The following is a 24,568-nucleotide window of genomic DNA, read 5'->3' as shown; positions in this document are numbered from 1 at the left end:
ATACTAGCCGCTGCTGCCGCCGACCTCGGCAGTTTTGAGGAATTACTCGGCAGATTCGGACGCTTCGACGTCGCTTTCTGCTTCGACTTCGTCCTCCTCAGATTCGGACAGAGTTCCTTCAGGGACTAATTCGATCTTAGCGCGTTCTCGCAGCCAGTCTAGGGCTTTTTGCGAAACCAGTTCGTCTTCGACAAAGCTACGCAGGCGGGTTTCGTCGATATCGCGATCGCTGAGTTGTTCGCGCACTTCGTCCATGCGGGTTTGAATCTCGTCATCGCTGGGCTTAAGTTGCTCGACTTCGGCGATTTTTTTCAACCCCAGGTCTTGTTTGAGTTTTTCGATCGCTTCGGGACGAGAGCGTTCGCGCAGTTGCGGCAGGTTTTCCGGGGTGTAGAAAGTTTGAACGTCCAAACCGTACTGCTGTAATTGCATGGCCGTTTGGGTCAGCATGACATCGACTTCTTGCTTGACCAGAGTTTCGGGCAGTTCCACCTCGACGCGCTCGATCAGGGCTTCGGCGATCGCTTTTTCGATGTTAGCCGTGGTTTGGCTTTCGGCTTCCTCTTTAAACTGTTTTTCGATCGACTCGCGCAACTCCTGCATGGTGTCGTAGTCGCTTAGGGTTTGGGCGAAGTCGTCGTCGAGTTCGGGCAGTTCTTTTTCCTTGATATCCTTAACGGTGACGGTAAAGCGTGCCTGTTCGCCAGCGAGGTCTTCGTTGGGATAGTCTTCAGGAAACGTAACATCGAACGTTTTGGTTTCTTCAGTGTTGAGACCCACGAGATTTTCGACGAAACCGGCAATGAAGCGCTCTTCGTTGAGTTCGATTTGAGTGTCTTCAGCCGTTCCGCCGGGAAACGGTTCGGATTCTTCGCCTTCGGGGGAAACCAGTTTTCCTTCATAATCCACCGTCAGCACGTCGCCCATTTGGGCAGGACGGTTTTCCACGGGGATGAGGTTGGCGTGTTCGGAACGTCGTTCTTCAAAGAAAGCATCGACTTTCGCCGCGTCATAGGGAATTTCTTCGGCTTGGATTTCTAAGCCGGTGTAGTCGTTGACGTTGACGTCCGGCGGCACGTCCACCGTCGCCGAAAAGGTCAGAGTTTGACCGGGGGTATAGTTGGCCACGAGTTCCTCGAAGGAACTGCTGAGCTGGTAGTTACCCAAAGCGTCGATGTTTTCCTGTTCGATCGCCTTCTCGAGACTCGATTGGATCATGTCTTCGAGGGCTGCCGCCTTCAGGCGATCGACGCCCAGCCGACGCACGAGAATCTGTTGGGGAACTTTGCCTTTACGAAATCCGGGGATGTTGGCCGATTGCTTGAATTTGGCCAGGGTGCGATCGTAGGTCTTCTGGGAAATGTCGGAGGGAATTTCAATTTCGAGGCTGAGTTGAGAGGCGGGCAGCTTTTGCTGGGTAACTTTCATGCTGTGCTTCGATGTTGGACGACTGAGTTCAAACCGTTCGGTACGGACATCTCTCACAACGGTTTTCTGTTAGTTCCGTTGCGAGGCTTGCGAGTCCAATCTATCATTGTTGCATCGATCGCTCGGTTCGATCGAGCCTTTTACAGTCACCAGTCGCCAGTCACCAGTGAGGGGACGATGAGGTGAGGGGATGAGGAGAACTCCCCACTTTTCACTCTTCCCTCTTCCCTCTTCACTGAAGAAGCTCCCTTGTCCCCTCGTTCGGCATTGGAAGCGGCCGTTTCTGTGGTAAATTGAGTCAGCTTGCCAAATCCGCTAGAATATTTAAAGACAGATCGCGTCTGGGCTGTCAAAAGACATCCAAGGCTGGTAATATCTAAAACGCTCAGCTTACTATTCGAGTGGCTGTAAACAATTGTCATATCAGTTTTTTGACTATCGAAGCCATCCTCGGCATTACAACCGGGTTTCACCTTATAAATACCGTTAAGTCCGAACCGTTGGAAAACGTTCGACATTCGATCGCCAACCGACCGTAGTGGAGGAAAACAACTTGCCCAAATCTTACCGAGTTGCCATCTTGGGAGCGACAGGAGCGGTGGGAACCGAACTCCTGAAACTCCTCGAAAGCCGGAACTTCCCCGTTTCGGATCTCAAACTGCTGGCGTCATCCCGTTCGGCGGGACGCACCCTGTCGTTTAGAGGAGAATCGATCGCCGTCGAAGCAGTTGCTGACGGCTGTTTTCAGGATGTCGATATCCTGTTGGCCTCGGCTGGAGGATCTACCTCCCGAGCGTGGCTGCCGCAAGCCGTCGAATCCGGCGCCGTTTGCATCGACAACTCGAGTGCCTACCGTCTCGATCCGAGCGTGCCGTTAGTGGTGCCAGAAGTCAATCCCGAAGCCGTTCGGGAGCATCGAGGCATAATTGCCAACCCCAATTGCACGACGATTCTGATGGCCGTGGCGATCTGGCCGCTGCATCAAGTGCAACCCATTCGCCGCATCGTCGTCGCGACGTACCAGTCAGCTAGCGGTGCGGGCGCTCGGGCGATGGAAGAACTCAAACACCAAGCTCGAGCGATTTTAGAGGGGGAAACGCCGACGCCGGAAGTTCTGCCGTATCCTCTGGCCTTCAACCTCTTCCCCCACAATTCCCCGATCGCCGATGGGGGATATTGCGAGGAAGAAATGAAGATGGTCAACGAAACGCGCAAAATTTTCGGAGCGCCCGACTTGCGTGTCACGGCCACCTGCGTTCGGGTTCCCGTATTGCGGGCCCACTCCGAAGCCATCAATTTAGAGTTCGATCGCCCCTTCGACCGCGATCGCGCCCGCGAGGTTCTCAGCCACGCCCCCGGTGTGAAAGTCGTCGAAAACTGGCAGTCGAACTACTTCCCCATGCCCATCGAAGCCACCGATCGCGACCCCGTTCTCGTGGGACGTATCCGCCAAGATATCTCGCATCCGAACGGTCTAGAACTGTGGCTCAGCGGCGATCAAATTCGCAAAGGCGCGGCTCTCAACGCCGTGCAGATCGCGGAGTTGCTAGTCTCCGAAGCGGGAAGAACGCAACGGACGCCGCTGTCCTCGACCACCTCGGCGAATTAGGAGGTTGCGTGGTCGATTTCGGACGAGTCATTACAGCAACGATCGTTCCCTTTGACGCAGACGGGAACGTCAACTATGCCGTCATGGAAAAACTGGCGGTTCACCTGGTCGATCGAGGCAGCGACACGCTCCTCGTGTGCGGGACGACCGGAGAATCCCCAACCCTGACTTGGGAGGAAGAATACGAACTGTTTCGCGTGGTGAAAAACGCCGTGTCGGGTCGGGCGAAAGTCATGGCTGGAACGGGATCGAACTCCACCCGCGAAGCCATCGAAGCCACGAGTAAAGCGGCCGCTTTAGGGCTAGACGGTTCGTTGCAAGTCGTTCCTTACTACAACAAACCCCCTCAAGAGGGGCTGTACCGACACTTTCGCGCCATCGCCGAAGCCTGTCCGGACTTCCCGCTCGTGCTGTACAACATTCCCGGTCGCACCGGAACGAACCTCACGCCCGAAACCGTGGCGCGGTTGGCTCGACTATCCAACATCGTTGCGATCAAAGAAGCCAGTGGTAGCACCGAACAAGCCGCTCAAATCCGTCGTCTGACGCCCCCGGAATTCGCCATCTACTCGGGAGACGACGCCATGACGCTGCCGCTGTTGTCGGTGGGCGCTCGAGGCGTGGTCAGCGTGGCCAGCCACCTCGTCGGCGATCGCTTGCAAGAGGCGATCGGTGCCTTTGAAGCCGGCCGTCACCAAGAGGCCACGCAAATCCATTTAGAGTTGTTGCCTCTATTTAAGGCACTGTTTTTAACGACGAACCCGATTCCCATCAAATGCGCCCTCGAGCATTGCGGTTGGAACGTTGGGAAACCACGCTTACCCCTGTGCGAAGCATCTGAAGCCGTCAGTCAAGCCATCGCCGAAGTCCTCGATCGGTTGGGGTTGCGGAGTCAAACCTGACTCGAAACCGTTCTCGACACGCGCGTTCCTCAAAGCGTCGCCTCGTGGGTGTGCGAGAGACCCCGCGACGGCCACTTCAGGCGGGACTTCGTGGGAACTCCCACCGGCGATCGCCCCGAGAGCCACTTCAGGCAAAACGCGATCGCCCCAGATAGCTTCACGACTGACGAGGTTTCTGTCGAACTCGACCTCGCAAGGCTTAAAAAGACTGAATTTGACACGAGCTGGAGAACAACTTTCAAAGCGATCTCCACTCCAAGAACTCTCCTAAAAAGACCAATCACTCAAGGACGAATTATGCCTAAAACGACAAACTCTCCCAAAGTTCGCACCAAGAAAAAACAATCCGAATCGACAACACCGACGTTGCGCGTCATTCCCTTGGGAGGACTGCACGAAATCGGGAAAAATACCTGCGTGTTTGAATACGACGACGAAATGGTTCTCGTCGATGGCGGGCTGGCCTTTCCCACTGACGCCATGCACGGGGTCAACATTGTCTTGCCCGACATGGAATATTTGAAGGCCAACAGCCACAAAATTAAAGGGGCGATCGTCACCCACGGTCACGAAGACCATATCGGCGGCCTTCCCTACCACCTCAAACAGTTTGACATTCCCGTCATCCACGGCCCGAGACTGGCCATGGCACTACTCGGCGGCAAACTCGAAGAAGCAGGCGTGGCCGATCGCACCGAACTCAAAACCGTGCAACCTCGCGACGTGGTGCGTTTGGGCAAACATTTTTCCTTTGAATTCATTCGCAACACGCACTCGATGGCGGATAGTTTCACCCTGGCGGTGACGACTCCAGTGGGCGTGGTCATTTTCACGGGAGATTTCAAATTCGACCATACCCCCGTGGACGGCGAACAGTTCGACATCCAAAAGCTGGCTGAATACGGAGAAAAAGGCGTACTGTGCCTGTTCAGTGACTCCACTAACGCCGAAACCCCCGGCTTTTGTCCTTCCGAACGGTCTGTTTATCCCAACTTAGACCGCACCTTCAGCCAAGCCCCAGGACGCATCCTCGTGACGACCTTCGCCTCCTCCGTGCATCGGGTCAACATGATTTTGGAGTTGGCGAAAAAGAACGATCGCTACGTGGCGGTATTGGGGCGATCGATGCTCAACGTCATCGCCCACGCCCGCAACTTGGGATACGTCAAATGCGAAGACAGCCAGTTCAAATCGATTCAGGAAGCCCAAGGTTTACCGGACGATAAAGTCTTAATTTTGACGACCGGTTCCCAAGGCGAACCCCTGGCCGCCCTGAGTCGCATCGCCCGCTGCGAACACCGTCAAATCAAAATTCGCCAAGGGGATACGGTGGTGTTTTCTGCCAACCCCATCCCCGGTAACACCCTAGCCGTGGTGGATACGATCGACCGTCTGATGATGCAAGGGGCGAACGTGATTTACGGCCGCCATCAAGGAATTCACGTGTCCGGACACGGCTGTCAGGAAGACCACAAACTGATGTTGGCCTTGACCCGTCCCAAATTCTTCGTTCCCGTTCACGGGGAACACCGGATGCTGGTTCGACACGGCAAAACCGGCGAAAGCATGGGGATTCCGCCCGAAAACATTCTCATCGTCGATAACGGCGACGTGGTAGAACTGACTCCCGACAGTATCCGCTTGGGCGATCGCGTTCAGTCCGGTATCGAACTGGTGGATTCCTCCCACGCGGGAACCGTCCACGATCGCGTTCTCAAAGAACGCCAGCAACTCGCCGAGGACGGTGTGGTGACCGTGGCCGCCACCATCGGCCTCGATGGCAACCTTCTAACCCAACCCGATGTCTGCGTGCGCGGCGTCGCGGCTAGCGTCAACGGCGATCGCTTGAACGAAGAAACCCGCGCTACCCTCGAGGGAGTCTTGCGAAATCGCTGGTCGGACTACGCCCGCACTGAAAACAGTAAAGTCGAAGTAGATTGGGCGGGTCTGGAATCTCACATCGAGCGGAACTTACAACGAATGCTTCGCCGCGAACTGCGCTGCGACCCACTTCTGGTGATTTTGCTACAAAAACCCGAAGCCGATGCATCGGCGACCGTGTCTTCGTCCTCAAACGGTTCGACTCGACCGGGACGCCGACGCACGCGATCGACTGCCCGAGTTGCCTCATAGAGAGTGTTTTGAGGGATGGGGGTGTAGAAAAGTTGACAGTTTCTCCCCCTCTCTCGCTTGAGGACGGTGCGTCTCTTTCAGGGAAGAGTGAAGAATTTGACATCCTCTCCCAGCAACCCGTTCCGGGTATGCAGGGAGATTCCTTGGGTCGCCCCAAAGATTTCCTGCTTCAACAGGTGCCAGCTAGACTGAGCCAACTCAGCCCCCGCCGCATCCCCTCCACAGGCAGTTTCGATTCCCCGTTGCCCACGGGTACAGATAACTTGTCCGCTCGCCACATCACGGGGCTTTGTTGACCCGCAGTTGTGGCAGTGATGGATTCGAGTTGAGAGGTCTTTGCGAACCTCCACTCCACAATCCGGACACTCCTGAGAAGTGCCACGGGCATCCACCTTGCCGTAAAAGACATCGCGCTTCCAGCACACCCAGGGAAGGATCTGATTCACAAATTGTCCCAGCCCAGCATCTAGAGTGTGTTTGCCCAGCATTCCCTTAGCCATGATGCGGAAGTCGAGATCTTCGACAAAAATCATCCCTGCACCATCACAGAGGTGATGAGCCAGCTTGAAATGCCAGTCTTTTCGCGTATCGGCAATCCGTTGATGGACTCTGGCAATCTTCTTCTGGAGTTTCAGCCAGTTAGCTGACCCCTTCTGCTTTTTCTTCAATCGGCGTTGCAGCGATTTCAGCTTGCGGTGCAGATTGTTGAAGAAGCGAGGTCGCTTGACCTGCTCTCCATCAGAAGTTGAGAGAAAGTACTCCAGTCCAATGTCAATCCCTACCGGATGTCCGTGAGGGGCTACAGCAGGAAGATCGACGTCAGCTTGAAGGCTAAGCACGACAAAGTACCCGGATGCCTTGCGGACAATCCGGGCTTGCTTAACCTGAAATAAATCAGGAATTTTCCGCGACCACCGAACCCGAAGCCATCCCAGTTGCGGCAGCTTTATACCCTCATCAGACACACAGTTTTTGAGCATCTGGGGGAAGACAAAGCTTCGCATCCGGTTGGGTTTTTTGAACCGTGGAAGACCCGAACGCTTTAACCGCCACGACTCCCAGGAGGCTTCCAGTTTTCGGATGACTTGTTGAAGAACCTGAGCGTTGACAGTCTTTAATCGGGGGTATTCAGCTTTGGCCGCAGTTAGCGACTTGCACTGCCGCGCATAACTGGGAAATGGTGCATCTGCTGGCCAGATAAATTCCTGCCGAATCGAACACGCATTCACGGGTGACTTTCGGGAATTTAGCCAATCCTTACGTTCCCGCAGGGCAAAATTCCAGACATTGCGGCACACATCCAAAATGTGTTCGATGTCTGAAACCTGCTCCGCCGTTGGCTCTAGCTTGAATTCCCACGTCATGTTTAGCATGAAACTATCTTAGCTTAGAAAATAAATATTTGTTTCCTAGGCTTAGGCGAACTACTCCCTCCCGTTGCTTCACCACCCCCCAAGCCCTCGGCTATGGGCGGAGCACTGCGACGGATCTTGGTAGAGTGAAGAGTTAAAAAAACCCCTCGTAGGGACGTTGTATGCAATGCAACGCCCCTACATTTTTGGGTAAAAGATTTTATCTTCTCCCCCTCTCCCCCTCTCCAGAAGCTTCCTAAAACGCCAACGGCTCCCCTTGGCTGACGAACTCCACTGTCTGAGTTTGCAGGCGAGGATTTTGTGTCAGGGTCGATCGCAGGCTGCCGAAGAGGGCAAACTGTTCGCAAGTCGATAGCGAAGTCCACTGACGGGGAGCGTCGGGGGCAACGCGCAAATCCACCGTCACTGTCCCCGTTACCGCGTCGCGAGAGGTGCGATATCCAGCAATACGGAACTCGCCCCGCGCCCAGTCTTTCAAAACATGACCCACTGCCCCTTCAAGGGGATTGCTTCGCGGCACTTCTACCGTTTCCGGTAACAGGGTTTCGCAGAATAAATCGGGGCGGTACACCGTGAGTTCGACGGTATCTTGCTCGATATCCGAAGCCGTCGCGGGGGAAGGCAACGGGTTCGGCATCACCTCGGCGAATACTGCTCCCGACGCGCCGAAACTGACGATCGCCCCCGTAACGACCGATACCAGATATGATTGGATACTGTGCATGAGACGACCTCCGCAATCGATTTTTCGGTAATGGCTACAACCCCTTGGACGCGCCGCCACATTCTTTCACTCGAAGATTTTTCGGTGTCGGAATACGACATCGTGTTGAGAACGGCCGCGAGTTTTCGGGAGGTGTTATCCCGAGGTACGAAGAAAGTCCCCACGCTTCAAGGGCGAGTCGTGACGAACCTGTTTTTCGAGCCGTCGACTCGGACTCGCAGCAGTTTCGAGTTAGCGGCGAAACGCCTGTCTGCCGATACTCTTAATTTTGCCCCCGGTTCTTCGTCTTTGACGAAGGGAGAGACCATTTTAGATACTGCCAAGACCTACCTTGCCATGGGAACTGACATGATGGTAATTCGCCATCGGGAAGCCGGGGTTCCCCAGGCGATCGCTCGGGAAATGGAGCGACTCGGAACTCGCGTGGGCGTTCTCAACGCGGGAGACGGCCAGCACGAACATCCGTCACAAGGGTTGTTAGATCTCTTTACGATCTGTCGGTTTCTCGATCCCGAACATCCACGAACGGAGTTGTTGCAGGGGAAAAAGATCGCCATCGTCGGGGATATTTTGCACTCGAGGGTGGCGCGATCGAATATTTGGAGTTTGACTGAAAGTGGGGCGGAGGTTCATTTGGCCGCACCGCCGACGTTACTGCCGAAGTTGTTTGTCGAGGCGATGGGTCTCCACCACCCGGACAGGTTACAGTTACACTGGGCGCTCGAACCCGCGTTGGAAAATGCCGATTTCGTGATGACACTGCGCTTACAGCACGAGCGTATGACGGAACACTTATTGCCCAGTTTGCGGGAGTATCACCAACATTTCGGTATCGCACGCGATCGCCTGAAAGCTTGTCGTCCCGACGTTCGCCTGCTCCATCCCGGGCCGGTCAATCGCGGGGTCGAACTCAGTTCTGACGTGATGGACGATCCGGCGTTGAGTTTGATTCAAATTCAAGTGACGAGTGGGGTCGCCGTACGAATGGCACTCCTCTATCTCATGGGTGGCGGTTCGAGTCTGTGAAACGCTTTCGAGCGATCGCGTCAAGAGAGGTTTTGTCGAGGGAGCGTGACCGTAAAAGTGGTTCCCGCCCCCACTTCGCTTTCGACGGCGATCTCGCCGTTACAGAGATCGACGCACTTTTTGACGATGGTTAAGCCCAAGCCCGTTCCGCGAGTATTTTTCGAGTTTTTGCCGCGATAAAACAACTCGAACAAGCGTTCTAAGCTATCCGGTGGGATTCCCACACCCCGATCGCCAATCTTAAATTGAATGGCGTGCTGTGTTTCGATTAACTCAAGATCGATCTCGCTCTGTTCTGAGGAAAATTTAATAGCATTTGACAGCAAATTATGTAAGATCTGGAATAAAATATCTTTATCCCAAGTATTTTGAATACTGGGTGCGATCGGTTCGATAATTTGATGAGAAAAGTTTAAAATTTGTCCGGGTTTTCTATTCGGGTTTAAGCGATCGATAACCTCGCGACACAATAAATTTAAATCGACTTCTTCACGATCGAGTTCGAGTTGTCCGAGCTGCATTCGATCGACGAATATCACATCGTTAAACAGCGATGTTAAATATTTCACCGATTCTTGAATGCGTTTTAAATATTTAACAAACTTTTCTTCACTCAGTTTATGACGGTAATGTTCGAGAAGTTCGGACGTAGAAAATATCGTAGTTAGTGGCGTTCGATACTCGTGAGAAATAGTGGTAATGATATGGCTTTTAAACTCATTGATTTCCTTTTCTTTTGCTAACGCACGTCGTAATTCTTCTTCAACAGAAATTAACTGCTCCGTTTTTTGTTGCAGTTCAGCAGTTCGTTTGGCAACCCGCTCTTCGAGTTGAGAGTTTAACTGTTGTAGAAATTCGTTTTGACGTTGAGTTTCTTGTTTGAGAGCTTGAAGAGTCAGTTGATGTTCGATGCGGACTAAAACTTCAGGAAATTGAAACGGTTTGGTAATGTAATCGACGCCTCCGACTTCAAAGGCTTTGACTTTTTCAGTGACATCGCCGAGCGCGCTGAGAAAGATAATGGGAATATCGCGCGTCTGCTCGTTTTCTTTTAACTGCTGACAGACTTCATAGCCATCCATTTGAGGCATCATGATATCGAGCAAAATTAAAACTGGCGGGTCGGCTCGAGCTGCGTTCAAAGCAATTTTTCCGTGAATGGCACGACGCACACTGTAGCCTTTTTGCTCTAATAGACTCGATAACACTCGTAAATTGTCCGGTTGGTCGTCTACGATGAGGATGTCTTCCATTTCACATACTTGATTCTCTTCACAAGTAGATCGATCGCTTCCTACTCTTACCTCGAGCGTCGGGCTTCGTTTTGTTCGAGTGGGCTGTGTCGTATCGAACCCTGGAAATTGAGCTATTCTATCATTGGGGTTCACCACGGTTGCACGACGGTTGTATGTTGCGATCGCAACGCACCCAGCTATAACTATTGTCGCATTTCGCGGTCGATCGCTCAGTGCGATCGCTCCAAGACTCTGGAACGATAAGACCGACACCGTGAACTTCACGAGAAATTTCTTACCAACAACCCGCTACGGTCGTACAGGCAGTTTCGAGGGGGGCGTCCTCGAGCTGGCGTACCAAGTGCAGGGAAATCGGGTCGCGGCTGAGCGTTCGGACGTAAGTAGCGCTGAGATAGTCGCGAAACTCGAGATTTTCGACAATATAGGTTTGGAAAAACGCCAGACTCAACGCTCTGACGTAATCGCGAGCCAAACTGGGATCGGGCCCGACCACCGCCGACGGAAGGGACACCGCTTCCTCTTCGGACTCGCCGATCGTCGAGAAATGGGTACCGCCGCCCAACACGAACAGATAGCGTTCGGCAACGTTCAACCAACGAAAGGGTTGAATTTGTTCGAGAAGGGCAGGGGCGACTGTATCGGCACCGCTGGCAACGATCGCGATGGGAATCTCGATGCGCTGGTAGCCCGATCGACCAAACAGGGCGCTCCCAACGGGGTTGATCGCGATCGCCCCTCGGATGCGGGGATCGCGAAACTGCCGCTGCTGGCCCGAAATCGCTAAAGCCCGACATTGCAAGAGAAACGAGACGTTCCACGATTGCTCTTCCCGAGCGCGATCGCAGGTTTGCGCCAAATGGCTTAAATTCAGTTCGGCACCGGCCAGTGTCAAGGCTGTATAGCCGCCGAAAGACTGACCGACAACGCCGACGCGATCGAAATCGAAACGGTCGTGTAGCTGGGGATCGCTGCGGGACAAAACCGCGATGGTATCGAGAAGAAAACTGACGTCCGAGGGGCGATCGATGAATTCTTGCGGTTTGGCAATTTCCTGTTCTTGACCGGCCAGCAGCGCTTCCATATGCTTGGCGTTGCTGCCAGAATGTTCGGGGACGAAAACCGCGAACCCGTGGGAGGCCAAATGTTCGGCTAGATAGCGAAACGCGTTGCGATCGGACCCCAATCCGTGAGAAATGACGATAATCGGCGTCGGTTCGGTCGTTCTCGGAACGTACAAATCGACGGGGAAACGATGACCCCAAGGGGGATTGCGACTGGGATCTCGCAAGGTCATCGAAATTTCGTCCCAAGTCAGTCGTCCCGGTTGGCTCAAATCGACGAATCCATCGGAGGAAAGGTTCTCTGTGTCAGCTTCTCGCTGGGACTGTTCTCGCACCTCAGCTAAAGCCGTTTCGCTGGCGTTGACGAGAGTTTGCAACTGTTGCGCCATGCGAAAGGTCTGATTGAAATTGACCCGCAGCGTGGGGGTGGGAAAGTGGCGCAATACGTTCAGCAAGGTTAAGCCTTCTTCGTCTGCCGCAGCGAGGATTAGTGCCGATCGCAGTCCTTTAAAGCCAGACCCGCCAGACCCGGATTGAATCGCCTGTCCGAGTCGTTGTAACAATGCTTCTCCTTGGGGAGTATACAAAAATTGCGAAACGGCGACGGGGTCGAGATCGGCACGGGCCGACAGAACGTCGCGCAAGGTATCGCGGCTGTCTCGGGGAGCCAAGTTCAGATAGGGAGCGAGTTCGCCATCGACCTGTCCGTATTTGGCATAGGCTTCGAGGGCATCGACCGACAGGGTGCGCTCGAACACGCCGTAAGTGGCGGACACCTGTTCTGCACCGAGGCTAGGCTGTCCCCAGGCGATCGCCAAGCCAACCCACAGACTGCCCCAAAATCGGCGACGGTTGGCGATCGGCAAAGATAAAATTCTGTTGTGCTGCCGCGTCAAAAACGCTACGGGGCTGAGAAACGAAACCATTAAAATTACAGAACACAACAGCGGTCGAACCACCGAACTGCCCGGTCGAACAGTTGCGTTAATCCCTACTTTAACAAGGTTTTTTTAGAAGGATCTCCATCTCGTCTCGATCGGGCAAGCCGTGGGGAGATCGTAGAGCGCTCGAGTATTATTGAAACGTTTCCCCGACCTTCGCTGTTAGGAGAGATTCTCAAAGATCGCAGCAACGATCGTAGAATTTGAGGAGTCGGGATTGCCCCTCACCCAATGAAAGACTAACGCGATCGCCCGTCTTAGAACGTCGATCGACCTGTTAACGGTTCTCAGATTTTGAATGCTCTTGTTTGCTCGAATTCCCTCACAGACACACGAGATCCGAACCCAACTTCCCAAATTATCGATCTTTCTGGTCGTCCTCGTGTGTGCGATTCCGACGCTCCTCAACCTCTTAGGAGTAGATTTCGGCACGCCCCAAGACCTTCTCCACCTCGAGGCGATCGACGGTATTGCGCCCGATCGACTGACAGACGTTCTTCACCAAACGCTGGCGGGTAGCTTTACCCATACACTACTCGAATGGAGTGCCTTTTGTACGGCGATTTTTACAGTCATACTGGCGTTGGCTCATTTCGCGATCGTGCGCGACGTGACAACTCCCACCATCGGCGTCGCCTTGTTTTTCGCAGGCGTTATGGACGCGTTCCACACGCTGGCGGCCGATCGCCTCATCGAAGTCGTCGCCGACAACCACAACCTCATCCCTTTCACCTGGGCGATTTGTCGCTTGAGTAACGCTGTACTGGCAGCCGTTGGGGTGAGCGTTTTTCTCGTCGCCAAACCTAAAAAATGGCAGCGCAGCATTGGATTTGTCTTCGCCATTAGCCTCGGATGCGGGATGCTAGCCTACGCCGTCGTTCGCTGGTGTGCCACCAGTGCCGTTCTCCCAGAAACGCAGTTTCCCGACGCCTTCGTCACGCGACCCTGGGACGTGGTGCCGTTATTGCTGTTCCTTCTGTCGGGACTCGTCCTCTACCCGGCGTTTTACAAGCTCTATCCCAGCTTGTTTTCCCACGCCCTCATTATCAGCACGATTCCCAACGCCGTAACGCAGCTCCACATGGCGTTCGGATCGCAGATGCTGTTCGACAACCACTTTAACATCGCCCACTTTTTAAAAATCGTCGCTTACGGGGTTCCGCTATTTGGGTTGATTTTGGATTACATTTACACCCACCGAACCGTCGAACGGACGAACGCCGAACTGAGCCGGGAAATTGGCGAACGCCAACAGGCGATGGATGCCCTCGATAAAACGCAAAAACTACTTCAGGAGAAAAATCAAGACCTGCAAAACGCACTCGATCGCTTACAAACCACCCAAGCTCAACTGATTCAAACTGAAAAAATGTCCAGTTTGGGACAGTTAGTCGGCGGTGTCGCTCACGAAATCAACAACCCGGTCAATTTTATTTACGGTAACGTCATTCATACGAAAGAGTACGTCGAGGATATCTTGCAGTTGTTGAGCCTTTACCAACAGGAGTTTCCCGACGGAACGGCGAACCTTCGCATCGCCATCGAAGAAATTGAGTTGGAATATTTGTTTGAGGATTTACCCAAGGCGTTAGATTCGATTCAACACGGTGCCGAACGCATTCGTCAGATCGTCGAATCTCTACGGAATTTTTCGCGACTCGACGAGTCAGCGTCAAAGATGGCGGATTTACACGAGGGCATCGAGAGTACTCTGGTGTTGTTGGACCGCCGTTTGAAAAATCGGATCCGTTTGTTGAAGAAATATGGAGCGTTGCCGCAGATCGAATGTTATCCTTCGGAGTTAAATCAGGTGTGGATGAGTTTGTTAGGCAATGCCATCGATGCGGTTTTGGAGGGGGATGTGGAGGAACCCACGATCGTCATTACGACAGACCGACCGCATCAAGGAACGGTTCGGGTCGCGATCGCCGATAACGGCTGCGGAATGTCGGCTGAAGTTCGCGAAAAGGTATTCGATCCGTTTTTTACGACGAAACCGGTGGGAAAAGGTACGGGGTTGGGGTTGTCGATTTGTTATCGCATCGTCGAAAAACACCGAGGGGCGATCGAACTTCAGTCTCGACCGGGTGAGGGAACTCGAGTGACGGTCACGCTTCCGGTCGGGCGATCGTCGGCGAAAAAACGGTAACGTCGATGGCGATTTCAAGAGGGTTGGAGAATTGTATGATGTTTCGTATTTTTTTGAGTTTGGTGGGTTTGACCTTTGCGATTTGGATTCTGCGAGGTTTTCAGGTGTTGGGTTTTATTCCCGGCGGCGTATTGTGGGTGGGGGTATTGGTGTCGATCGCGACGGGTATCCTCACTGCCTGGGAAAACTCAAAACGGTGGTGATTTGCTACGATCGAGGTATCTTCGTCTTTAGTCGTCTATTGCCTGAATCCGTTCTATGACCTCCTACGCTACGTCTGCTGCTAAGGCTGAAATTAACGAACTCCGTCGTCTGAGAGGGTTGCTCCCCCCGGAACTGCAAAGCTGGGTGACGGTGGAGAAAACCACGGAAATCGATCCGCCCTTGATTCGCTGCGAAGAACTCAGTAAGGACGAAGTTGAAATCGCCATCGATTTGGTGAAGTGGGACAATCTCGCCCTCGACCAACGGAATTTACTGTTTTGGCACGAAGTCGCCCGCATTCAAAACGATACGATTCCCCGCGAAGGGTGGGAAATGGCGGCGTTGGCGATCGGTCTCGGTGGTGCGGTCGGCGAACTGTGGGTTCAAGACGGCGTGTTGTTGTTGCTGGCCTTGGCGTTGTGCGGCGTGTCGGGATATCGGCTGTATCAGAAAAACAATAGTGAAAAGGCGTTGCGGGAGTCGATCGAGGCGGACGAAAAAGCGGTCGCTTTGGCGTCTCGGTTCGGGTATACGTTACCGAATGCTTATAAGAGTTTGGGAAGCGCTCTGAAAACGCTCATCGAACAAACGCCGAAGAAACGCCTTCGCAAGCAGTACGAAACGCGATTGGATGCGTTGCGCCGCAGCGCCTCGAAAGCGAAAGCGCAAGCGAAAACCAAACGCGGTCGTCAATCTCCCCCGGCTTCGCCGAATCCGATTCCCAATCCCACGATGCCGAAATCGAATCCTTACGAGTATTGATCGATTCGACTCGATGGTTTTGAGGTATTTGACCCCGGTTTCTGTGAGGAATCGGGGTTTTTGGTGAATAAGTCTCGAACGAGAGCGAGAACTTCTGTGACGTAACCTTCGGCGGTGGGGGAAAGGCGATCGCTAAACTCGAAGGTTTCGCCGGGAACGGAAATCAACCAGGCTTCGGGGGCGCGATCGTACAGCCATTGTGCCATCCCCAGCAGCGATCGCGGCGTCAGGGAATGGCCGAGAACTTGGCTGTTTTTGTCGGCGTCGATGGGTTCGATGCGGATGCTGTCGCTGTCGATACAAGCATCGATAAATACGGCGCGATCGACCCTAGAGAGTTCTTCGGCCAGTTCTGGGGTGAGTTGGTGGAGGCTGAGCGATCGCACGTGGGGAAGGTTCCACGACGCCACCTGTTCGGCGATCGCTCGTCCGATTCCGTCGTCTCCCCGTAGGGCGTTTCCGTATCCGATGACTAGCATTTGGAGAGTTGAGAGTTTTCGCCTTGGCTTGGCAATGGTGACGGGAGTTTTCGCCTTCTACAACATACTGGCAATGGGGCGCTGAAGGTGTGGCTTTCGGAAAAATTTAAGAGGAGGGGCGATCGCTTTCTGTTCGATCGCGATCGAGCATATCAATGCGATATTTACGCAATAACTATAGCAACCCTAAATCAGTTGTGTAACAAAATTGAGACAAAAAGGGAATCGGGAACGGGGAACGGGGAACGGGGAATCAGATTTTTTCTGGTGTTTTAACTCATTTGGGACTGCTATACATTCGGAATCTACGGAGGCGATCGCGATTTGTCGGTCGTTCTTCGCTAAACTTAAGTCTCTAGATAGCATCGAGATCGTACTTTCAATTGTATCGACTTCGAGAATGGCGATCGCGATTTAGCGTGAGTTCGCTCGATTGGGAATTACTGAAGCTCGTCTCTGCTTTTATTTCTTGTTGGGTATTTATCGACTTAACAACAGTCGCAATTAGTTTGTTACTCGCCCCTAAATTGTAACTAAATTGTATCGAATTGTATAAGATTGTGTATAAAGCAAGCACCATACTGTTACCCATCTTACAATTGTGTATGTTTTATCGATCGAGATGTGGCAAGAGAGACTTTTTAACTTCAATAACGTCGCAATTTAATTCGATGTTGCGACTTGTTTTTGATTAGTCTTTTACTAAGTCTTGGTAGGTATAATTGCAAGCTGTTCTTGATGTCAAAGGTCTTCTGAGATTCCAGTGTAATTTGTAGCATTTCAATTCAAGCTTGAATTGGCGCTCTAAAGACAAGATCTGAGTAGAGGCGAACGGCAGAAAATCTCATGAAGCCAGGGTTTTGACCGAATCTAAAATCAGCCGATCGCCTCAAACTCAGACGATCCATACAAGACAACAATTTTTAAAAAAATTGAAAAGTGAATTGATGAAAAATATCCTGTTTTAGGATCGCTCTTTTCTTACCAATCGCGAAGGGTTTATCCTACACTGAAATCAAGACATATTTTCAAGTTTTTTAAAATAAAATTGTTGTCGATTTTTCTATTCTCTACTTCAATTGTTTTCTATTTCAGGATTTGTAAATTGCTATGGGTGTCATTGAAAACTTCCTCAAAGTCTATACCTCTTCCCAAAGCCGTTATCGCCATACCACGATGGTACGGCACAACGGAACTGCAATCGCCTTTGCCTTGGATGAAAACCGCCGCATCTTCTACGCGGTTTTAGATTTTAACAACAACCAAGAAAAGCTCGGCTGGGTTGACAAAAATTACTGGCCGGGAAATCCCACCGAACTGCAATTCGGTAACGAACTCCTGCAAGTGGGTTACGGCGTCGCCGATCGCGCTGTGATTCCCACCGTCAAAAAAGGAAGCGGTGAAGAAGTCCTTCCCGGTATATTACGACCCGAAGAAATCGATCCGTTTCTCTCGAGTACGGGACGGTTTACCGCCGACGCGCCGTTTCAAGCCCTCTCAGACGAAAAATACATTTATATTTTCCGCCAAGCCATCGATCGCGACCATCCCGATATGGTCTTCAAACGCTACGCCGATGGCACTCCCGTCACTGACGCCGAAGGAAATCCCGTCCCCCTCGTCAACGAAACCCTATTAGTCGATCGCTTCGTCCTCTCCGGTTCCCAACTGCGGCCGAAAATGGAAGTCCGCTACAAGCGCAGCCGCAGCAAATACCGCCCCGACGGTAGTAAAGACAGCTTGGGGGCGCGGGATATGGAAAAAAATCCCTTCTTCGAGCCAACCCAAGAACTCGATTTCATCCGTCACCTGCAAGGGGGGCGGTTTTCTGTATTATTACTTCCCACGCAAGTCTCCGGCATTCAACGCTGGCAGTTTTTCGCCCACAACAGCAAAACCGATTTGCTCGATTCCTTTAACGTCGAACGGGCTAGCGACGGACTGTTTAACACGCGGGGAACCATTCTCTACACCAGCCCCGATCCCGAATATCAAACGGCAGTGTTGGAACGTCAGCCAGGAACTTGTCCGTTTACTGGGTTAGATTTGGTTCCCGCCATCAGTCAATCGGGGTATTCCGAATCGGCGTTGTCCTTCGACGGTAGCAGTACTGTGGCGGATTTCGGCAACGTCCTCGATCCCGGCGACGGCGGCTATACCGTAGAACTGTGGTTCCGCTGCGATCGCACCGAAGGCGAAAACCGACTCTACAGCAAAGGAGATTTGGTTTCAGCAACCGTCAAAGATGGCGTATTGAACTATGACTGGAAACCCGGTGAAACAGTGGCTGTCGAAGAGTTCGAGGTGACAGCCGGAATCTGGTATCACCTGGCGATCGCCTACGACGGTACGACGCAGCGGGTCTATAAAAACGGCGTCGAACTCCACAGCCAAACCCAATCCGGTACGATGGGCAGCAACGCCGATCGCTTCGTCCTGGGGGCACAAGGGCAAGAGAAGTATTTCCAAGGACAACTCGACGAAGTGCGAGTGTGGATGCGATCGCGTAGTGCCAGCGAAATCACAGCCGACGCACAACAGCGATTGGTGGGGAACGAACCCGGATTGGCGGCGTATTGGCGGTGCGACGAAGGCGGGGGCGATCGCCTTTACGACCAAACCGATAACGCCCACCACGGTATCGTTGGCGGTGCAGTAAACTGGGTCAGTTCCGAAGCCCCCATCGGCGATCGCGTGGGAATGCGGCGATCGAGCATCAAACTGAGCGATCGCGCGATCGTTTCCGGAATGTCGGCTCTGCTGTACTACCAACAAGAAACCGCCACCTCGGGATACGATCGCACCGAAAAACCCGTCAAGAAAAACGCCCGCGTCATGCTGGCACTGACGACAAAAACCACCGAGAACCGCGACGACGAAAGCCTCGGTCACGTGGCCGTTCTCGATTTCGCCCTGTCTCGCGAAGGCAAACTCGCCCTCGCGCCAGACAACCTGAGTTTACCGCCGCTGACCCCCGACAAAGACGGCGGTTCCCTCAACCAAAAAATCGAAACCATTCGGGGGTTAGAACGCAAAATCACTCAGTTACGCCAGGAAATCCGCAGCCTGACGGAAAACCTGGCCGCCTTGGACGAAGAAATCGCCATCTTGGAAAACAGTGCCGCGAAAATCGCGACGCTAGAACAGGAAATCGCCACCCTCGAAAGTACCCTCGCCCATTACAACCGCCCCCTGTACGCCACCTTCTACGAACACAGCGGCTACGGCGGCGCGTCCTTCAAGATGAAAGTGGGCGAAACCAATTCCTGGGTGGGAGACTGGTGGAACGATCGCATCAGTTCCATCAAATGGGACAGCTCCGAAGACATGAAAATCGAGGTCTACCAGCACGCCCATTACGGCGGGCGTAAGTGGACGATTCCCGGTGCGACGAACTGGACGAACGACGAAATTTCCAGTATCAAAGTCCTCGAAAGCGATTCCCTGCGGGAAAACAAACGCAACACCGGGCGGCAACTCGACAGCAAGAAACGGGAACTCAACGAGATTCGAGCCGGGGCTGCAACCTTAGACGCCAAACGGGCCGAGCGCGATCGCCTGCGGGATTTACTCAACAGCAAACAAACCGAACTCAGCCACAGCGAAACCCAACTGCGCCAACTCAAAAGCAGCCTGTTGGGAGAAGCGACGCCCCTGCCGCTACCCTTGTTGCACGTCGATCGCTTCGGCTTGACGGTTTCCGGCGGTTTGCTGGAATTCGCCGCCGCCAAAGACGCCCCACAACTGTTCGACAGTGCCACCGGAAAACTAGCCTTGTACTTCCGGGGTAAAAACGATCGCTTCTTCGCCGCCTACTACGACACCCGCAGCGCCAAGGCGAAATATTTACTGGCAGCCGAAACCGGGAACTTAACGTTAATTGCCCGTTCCGCCGAACCCGAAATGGATGCGATCGCCATCGAAATTAGCGACACTGACGGAGACTCCGACACCTGCACCGTCACGATCGCATCCCCCCAATTCCCCTTGGTAAGGGGGGCGAAGGGGGGATTGACCGAAACCTGGGAGCGCGTCCCCCGCGAAACCCGCCAGTTTGCCGCCGTCTTGAACGGCTTAGCCCAACAGCCCGTCTTCTTGGGCAAACTGTCCGAAGGAACCCTGGGCGGTCAAACTCTGACGCTGCGCGAACCCATGAAACAGCCGATTCCAGCAGGGGCGACGTTGCTGTTGCAAAACGCCCCCGTCCACACGGCCAAAGCCGTCGCCGTAGGCGAAACGACCCTCGAACTCAGCGACATCGCCCCCGTCGCCAACCTGGGAGCGCCCCTGTACTGGCTGCGGTACGACTACAGCAGCAACGCCCGCGCCAACCAACCCGGTTACAGCCTCAAACGGGGTTCCCTGCAAGTCGTGACGGGAGCCGGAAGCGCTACGGGTAAAGTTCAAAACGGCAGCGCCAGCAGCACCGGGGCAACGCCGACTTGTCAGTGGGTGGCCGACTCTCCCGGTAGCGCCTTGGAATTCGACGGTACCGATACCCTGTTGGAACTGTCCCACCAAGAACTCGACAAACTCGACGCCACGGGAAACTTGACCTTAGAAGCCTGGGTTCAGCCGAAAACCTGGAAGCAGCCCGGACGCATTATCCACCACCGAGGCGATCGCTCTCAGTATTTGTTGGGAATTACCGCCAAAAACGTGCAGTCGGCACTGGCATTCGACGGTAACGGCGATTACATCGATGTACCCTCCTTCCGGCTTCCGACGCGGGAAGGCTTGACCTTGGAAGCTTGGGTGAAATACGACCGATTTCAAAGCTGGTCGCGTATCTTCGACCTGGGCAACGGTTCGGGACGGGACAACATCATTCTCGCCAACGAGGGAACGACCCGAAATTTAGGACTGCATATTTACACGCGATACACCACCCACCGCCTTTCTATTGAAAACTATTTTGAGGCTGGACGGTGGATTCACGTCGCCATCACCATCGCCCCCGACGGTACGACCTGCGTGTACAAAGACGGGCAGGAAGTCGAACGGTGTCAGGGGGGATTGCCAGACGACGACACGCGCCGCAGCCGCAACTACATCGGTCATAGTAACTGGTCGAGCGACGGGGATTTTTGCGGCAGCCTCGACGAAGTACGGCTGTGGACGACGGCGCGATCGCCCGAAGAAATCCGCGCCAACATGAAGCGTCGCCTCCACGGAAAAGAGGATTGTCTGTTTGCCTACTGGCAGTTTAGCGATCGCATCGCCAAAGACTACGGTGCCAACGCCCTAGACGGTCGGCTTTGCGGCGACCCGCAACCGACGGACTCTGCCATTACTGCGGCGTATTCGATCGTGGCGGGAGTGGGCGATCGGTTCGTCAAGGAAAAAAACGGCGTCACCAGCCAAGACTGGTATCATCTGGCTGCGGTCTTCAAGCAATCTTACGCTTTGAAATTCGACGGTACCGACAGCCATCTCGACTGTGGCAACGATGCCGCCCTCGATATCGCTCGAGATTTGACGTTAGAGGTCTTTTGTCGAGTTGAGAACTTCAACCAGCCTCGGGGCTTGCTGGCCAAAGGACATCTCGGCAACGGCAGCGATCGCAGCGTTCCTTACGCTCTCTACATCAACACCAGCGGCCATCTCGTCTTTGCCTTTGAAACCCGTCAAGGACAAAGTCGCAGTTTTACTTCCACGGCTTCCCTCACCGCCGGAAACTTCCACACAATCGCCGTTACTCGCAAACAAGGCACCGACAAAGAAGAGAAGAAAAGCACCCAAGTCATCCACGGCGAACGGGTCGAAATCGTCGAATCCGTGGAAGTCAACCAGTGGGACGAGATTAGCTTCTACATCGACAACGCCGAAGCGGGAAGTTTCAAATACGCCGAAGCCAACACCGGCAACAACAACGAAGCCCTCGAACTCGGTCGCGCTGTCTCCGGGGGCAACACCATGCCGTTCAAAGGTATTCTCAGCCAAGTACGGATTTGGAACAAAGCCCTCAACAAAACTGAACTCGGAAGCCGTCTCAAAGGCAGTGAAACCGGACTCGTTTCCTGGTGGCAACTCGAAGAAAACGAAGGGAACGTTGCCTACGACAGCAAGGGACAAAGCCACGGTCAACGCACCGGGGGCATTACCTGGGTGAAAAATCCCGACCCCAACGGGTCCACTTTCCGCCTCTATCGCAACGGTAGCGTTGTCGAAACCGAACCCGTCGATCCCATGTCTTGGGGCGATCGCCAATTTACGATCGGCGCGTACCGAGAAAACGGCGTGAAAAACGGCTTCGACGGTATCCTCGAAGAAGTCCGCATTTGGAAAGTCGCCCGCACCCAAGAGCAGTTACAAGATAACCTCTTCACCCGTCTCAAAGGCGAAAAAGAAGATCTCATCGCCAACTACACCTTCGACAGCGACGAAGAGTATCGCGTTTTAGACTACTCCCTCTTTAGCAACCATCTGGCGATCGCCCAAGGTCAAAATCAACCCACCTCAGTCCTCTCCACTGCCCCCATCGGCGACGACACTGCCCAGGTGCGATCGGCTCTCGCCGGAATCGAAACCCAGTTTAACGGCTTCCTGCACAGTCGTCCCGCCATCGCTGAATACGGCGACACCCAAACTGACGACGCCGGGAACATGACTGGAGTTCTCAAACGCTGCTACGGCTACATCGAAAACGGCCAGTGGCATCTGATTACCGGCTTCAAGGTGGGCAATTTAGTTACAGAATGGATTGGTCAAGTGCAGTTCGCGCCGCAAATTATCGGCTATGTCGAAGGTGCGCCCCCGGTTCCCAGTGAAAACATCACCGCCGGGCCGGTCGATCCTGCGATCGGGGACTACAACAACGTCAGCACCTTGGAAGTCATCGAAGCCGACAACGTCAGCTATTCCTTCTCCGCCTCCCAAGAAGGCAGTTTTAACACCGCCTTCGGGATGTCCGCCACCGCTGGCTTCGGTTCCAACGACCTGCTGATTGCGGCACCGTTGGGCTTCGGGGTTGCCAAGGAACTCACCGACATCGACATCAGCGCCGGAATCAACGCCAACTTCGAGTCGAGTAACAGTTGGTCTTCTGACAGTACGGTGGGTTCGGGTCGCAATACCAGCAAAAACACCACGGTCGCCCTCGGTGGGAACTGGGAAGATCCCAAACATCTGCTCAACCCGGCATTGGGTCGCCGTTTCGTCCCGGTGAATATGGGATTTGCGCTGGTGCAGTCGGAAACCGCCGATGTGTTTGCGCTGCGTTTGAAGCACAATAACGCTCTGGTGTCGTTCCGCTTCCAGCCGAATCCCGATATTCCCAAGGATTGGAATATTATTCCTTTTCCGCTCAATCCCCGTTACACCAAACAAGGAACCCTCGACGGGGCGGTGGGTTACACGGAAACGGGCAAGGTTTGCGACCCGGATTATGCCAACGCCACGGGTTACGGCGAATACAGCTACTTCAAACCCAAGGAAGCCTACGCCATCAAGCGGCGCATCCAACGGGAAGAGCAAGAACTGGCCAGTTATTACGAGAACTTCGACGCTTCGCCGCTGGGGGTCGAAGGTGCGAAGGCTGGCGCGGGTTTGATGGCTCAAAGTGGCGGCCCCATCGGTGCAGCAGCGGGTGCGACGTTTGGCAGTTTAATCGGGGCTTTAACGGGCGATCGCACGGTTCCCGATAAGTTTGCTAAGCGCAACCTCGTCAATACTTATGTTTGGACGGCGGACGGCGGTTTCTTTTCTGAAAGTACGGAACTGACGGACGTGAAGCAGGAAAGCACGAGCGGTTCCTACAGCTTCAGCGGCAGCGTGGGAATGAACGTCGGCATTGATGTCGAGGTGTTCAGCGCCGGGGTCAACATGGAAATGGACGCCTCGGTGGGAGGAAGCCTGAATCTGACGAAGACGAAGACCAAAGAGTCGGAGCAGTCTTTTAGTATCGAGGTGTCTGTGGACACGCCGGGAGATTTGCAGCAGTACGACGCTACGCTAACGCGGGTGTACGACGACGATGGAAATCCAATTAACGTCTCCGGTAAGGTGGATGCTTACCGCTTTATGACCTTCTATTTGGAAGGTTCCTCGAACAACTTCGAGGATTTGTTCGGTAAGGTGGTCGATCCGATTTGGCTCGAACAAAGCAGTCATCCCAACGCGGCGGCGATGCGCCAGGCGCGTCAAACGGAGAAGAAACCCCCCTGCTGGCGGGTGTTCCACCGGGTTACGTTCGTCAGTCGCCTGTTGCCGGAGTTTGTGGACGATACAGCACCGCCGTTGGAGAAAGCCATGAAAGCGGCTCATGTCGATAGTAATTACCAGCTTATCGAGCGCTTGGAGCCGTTTGTGAAAGACAAAACTGAGGATTTCGCGCAGTTTTCTAACGCGGTGCGGCAGGCGATCGATACCTATCTACCGGAACTGAAGCCCCACGTGGCGGAAATTGTCAAGTACGCGGCGCTCTATTTTGATGTTCGCGAGGAGGTTTAACCTCTTGTGAAGAGAAACCCCGGTTGGAAGGCTGTATGCAACGCCCCGACCGGGGGTTTTCCTTTTTCAC

16 protein-coding genes are annotated in these 24,568 nt (G+C 53.8%); 8 read left to right on the top strand and 8 right to left on the bottom strand.

The genetic code is table 11. The annotated features are described in order from the left end of the window. Positions 1 to 42: 42 nt before the first annotated feature. The gene (gene tig, locus GEI7105_RS0104645) at positions 43 to 1,428 is read right to left on the bottom strand and encodes a trigger factor (protein WP_017659327.1); all 1,386 of its coding nucleotides are present in this window, start codon (positions 1,426 to 1,428) and stop codon (positions 43 to 45) included. A 146-nt stretch (positions 1,429 to 1,574) separates the two neighbouring features. Beyond that, complete coding sequence (locus tag GEI7105_RS0104640; protein ID WP_017659326.1) at positions 1,575 to 1,946, bottom strand: hypothetical protein; 372 nt, start codon at positions 1,944 to 1,946, stop codon at positions 1,575 to 1,577. Positions 1,947 to 1,981: 35 nt separating this feature from the next. Between GEI7105_RS0104640 and GEI7105_RS0104635 the strand changes: the two genes are divergently transcribed. Together GEI7105_RS0104635 and dapA are read left to right on the top strand one after the other, a co-directional pair. Next, positions 1,982 to 3,037 (top strand): aspartate-semialdehyde dehydrogenase, encoded by a 1,056-nt coding sequence (locus GEI7105_RS0104635; protein ID WP_051044176.1) that lies wholly within the window; start codon positions 1,982 to 1,984, stop codon positions 3,035 to 3,037. A gap of 8 nt (positions 3,038 to 3,045) precedes the next feature. Next, positions 3,046 to 3,939: a 4-hydroxy-tetrahydrodipicolinate synthase gene (gene dapA / locus GEI7105_RS0104630; RefSeq protein ID WP_017659324.1), complete on the top strand. Its 894-nt coding sequence runs from the start codon at positions 3,046 to 3,048 to the stop codon at positions 3,937 to 3,939. Between the two features lie 29 nt (positions 3,940 to 3,968). Here the strand turns inward: dapA and GEI7105_RS36705 are convergent, their stop codons facing one another. Then, the gene (locus tag GEI7105_RS36705; protein WP_144053667.1) at positions 3,969 to 4,181 is read right to left on the bottom strand and encodes a hypothetical protein; all 213 of its coding nucleotides are present in this window, start codon (positions 4,179 to 4,181) and stop codon (positions 3,969 to 3,971) included. Between the two features lie 55 nt (positions 4,182 to 4,236). Here GEI7105_RS36705 and GEI7105_RS0104625 point away from each other — a divergent pair, with 55 nt between their 5' ends. Then, positions 4,237 to 6,072, top strand: coding sequence for a ribonuclease J (locus GEI7105_RS0104625; protein ID WP_017659323.1), 1,836 nt, complete (start codon positions 4,237 to 4,239; stop codon positions 6,070 to 6,072). Between the two features lie 77 nt (positions 6,073 to 6,149). Here GEI7105_RS0104625 and GEI7105_RS0104620 read toward each other — a convergent pair whose 3' ends face one another. Beyond that, on the bottom strand, positions 6,150 to 7,445 hold the full coding sequence (locus GEI7105_RS0104620; RefSeq protein WP_017659322.1) for an RNA-guided endonuclease InsQ/TnpB family protein: 1,296 nt from the start codon (positions 7,443 to 7,445) through the stop codon (positions 6,150 to 6,152). Positions 7,446 to 7,680: 235 nt separating this feature from the next. Next, on the bottom strand, positions 7,681 to 8,169 hold the full coding sequence (locus GEI7105_RS29050) for a hypothetical protein (protein WP_017659321.1): 489 nt from the start codon (positions 8,167 to 8,169) through the stop codon (positions 7,681 to 7,683). A gap of 30 nt (positions 8,170 to 8,199) precedes the next feature. Between GEI7105_RS29050 and GEI7105_RS0104610 the strand changes: the two genes are divergently transcribed. Next, complete coding sequence (locus GEI7105_RS0104610; protein ID WP_017659320.1) at positions 8,200 to 9,195, top strand: aspartate carbamoyltransferase catalytic subunit; 996 nt, start codon at positions 8,200 to 8,202, stop codon at positions 9,193 to 9,195. Between the two features lie 20 nt (positions 9,196 to 9,215). Here GEI7105_RS0104610 and GEI7105_RS0104605 read toward each other — a convergent pair whose 3' ends face one another. Next, on the bottom strand, positions 9,216 to 10,448 hold the full coding sequence (locus GEI7105_RS0104605) for a hybrid sensor histidine kinase/response regulator (protein ID WP_017659319.1): 1,233 nt from the start codon (positions 10,446 to 10,448) through the stop codon (positions 9,216 to 9,218). A 277-nt stretch (positions 10,449 to 10,725) separates the two neighbouring features. After that, positions 10,726 to 12,471, bottom strand: coding sequence for an alpha/beta hydrolase (locus GEI7105_RS0104600; protein WP_144053666.1), 1,746 nt, complete (start codon positions 12,469 to 12,471; stop codon positions 10,726 to 10,728). A gap of 364 nt (positions 12,472 to 12,835) precedes the next feature. On the opposite strand from GEI7105_RS0104600, the gene GEI7105_RS0104595 reads away from it, so the two are divergent. From GEI7105_RS0104595 to GEI7105_RS29045, 3 genes are read left to right on the top strand one after another with little or no spacing between them, the layout of a single operon-like run. Further along, complete coding sequence (locus GEI7105_RS0104595; protein WP_245555369.1) at positions 12,836 to 14,602, top strand: sensor histidine kinase; 1,767 nt, start codon at positions 12,836 to 12,838, stop codon at positions 14,600 to 14,602. Positions 14,603 to 14,637: 35 nt separating this feature from the next. Beyond that, positions 14,638 to 14,805: a hypothetical protein gene (locus GEI7105_RS0104590; protein WP_218959058.1), complete on the top strand. Its 168-nt coding sequence runs from the start codon at positions 14,638 to 14,640 to the stop codon at positions 14,803 to 14,805. A gap of 55 nt (positions 14,806 to 14,860) precedes the next feature. Then, positions 14,861 to 15,568, top strand: a complete 708-nt coding sequence (locus tag GEI7105_RS29045; protein ID WP_051044115.1) for a DUF3318 domain-containing protein — start codon at positions 14,861 to 14,863, stop codon at positions 15,566 to 15,568. Here GEI7105_RS29045 and GEI7105_RS29040 read toward each other — a convergent pair. Further along, entirely contained in the window at positions 15,556 to 16,047 is a 492-nt protein-coding gene (locus GEI7105_RS29040) for a hydrogenase maturation protease (protein ID WP_017659314.1), read from the bottom strand. The genes GEI7105_RS29045 and GEI7105_RS29040 overlap by 13 nt on opposite strands. Positions 16,048 to 17,157: 1,110 nt before the next feature. Here GEI7105_RS29040 and GEI7105_RS0104570 point away from each other — a divergent pair. Beyond that, positions 17,158 to 24,498 carry a laminin G domain-containing protein gene (locus GEI7105_RS0104570; RefSeq protein WP_017659312.1) on the top strand — a complete coding sequence of 2,447 codons (7,341 nt, stop codon included), beginning with the start codon at positions 17,158 to 17,160 and terminating at the stop codon, positions 24,496 to 24,498. Positions 24,499 to 24,568 lie beyond the last annotated feature (70 nt).

The sequence above is a fragment of the Baaleninema simplex PCC 7105 genome, from assembly GCF_000332355.1.
GTDB lineage: Bacteria > Cyanobacteriota > Cyanobacteriia > Cyanobacteriales > Geitlerinemataceae > Baaleninema > Baaleninema simplex.
Note: the sequence above shows the minus strand (reverse complement) of the source record. Positions and strands in the feature narration are given on the sequence as shown.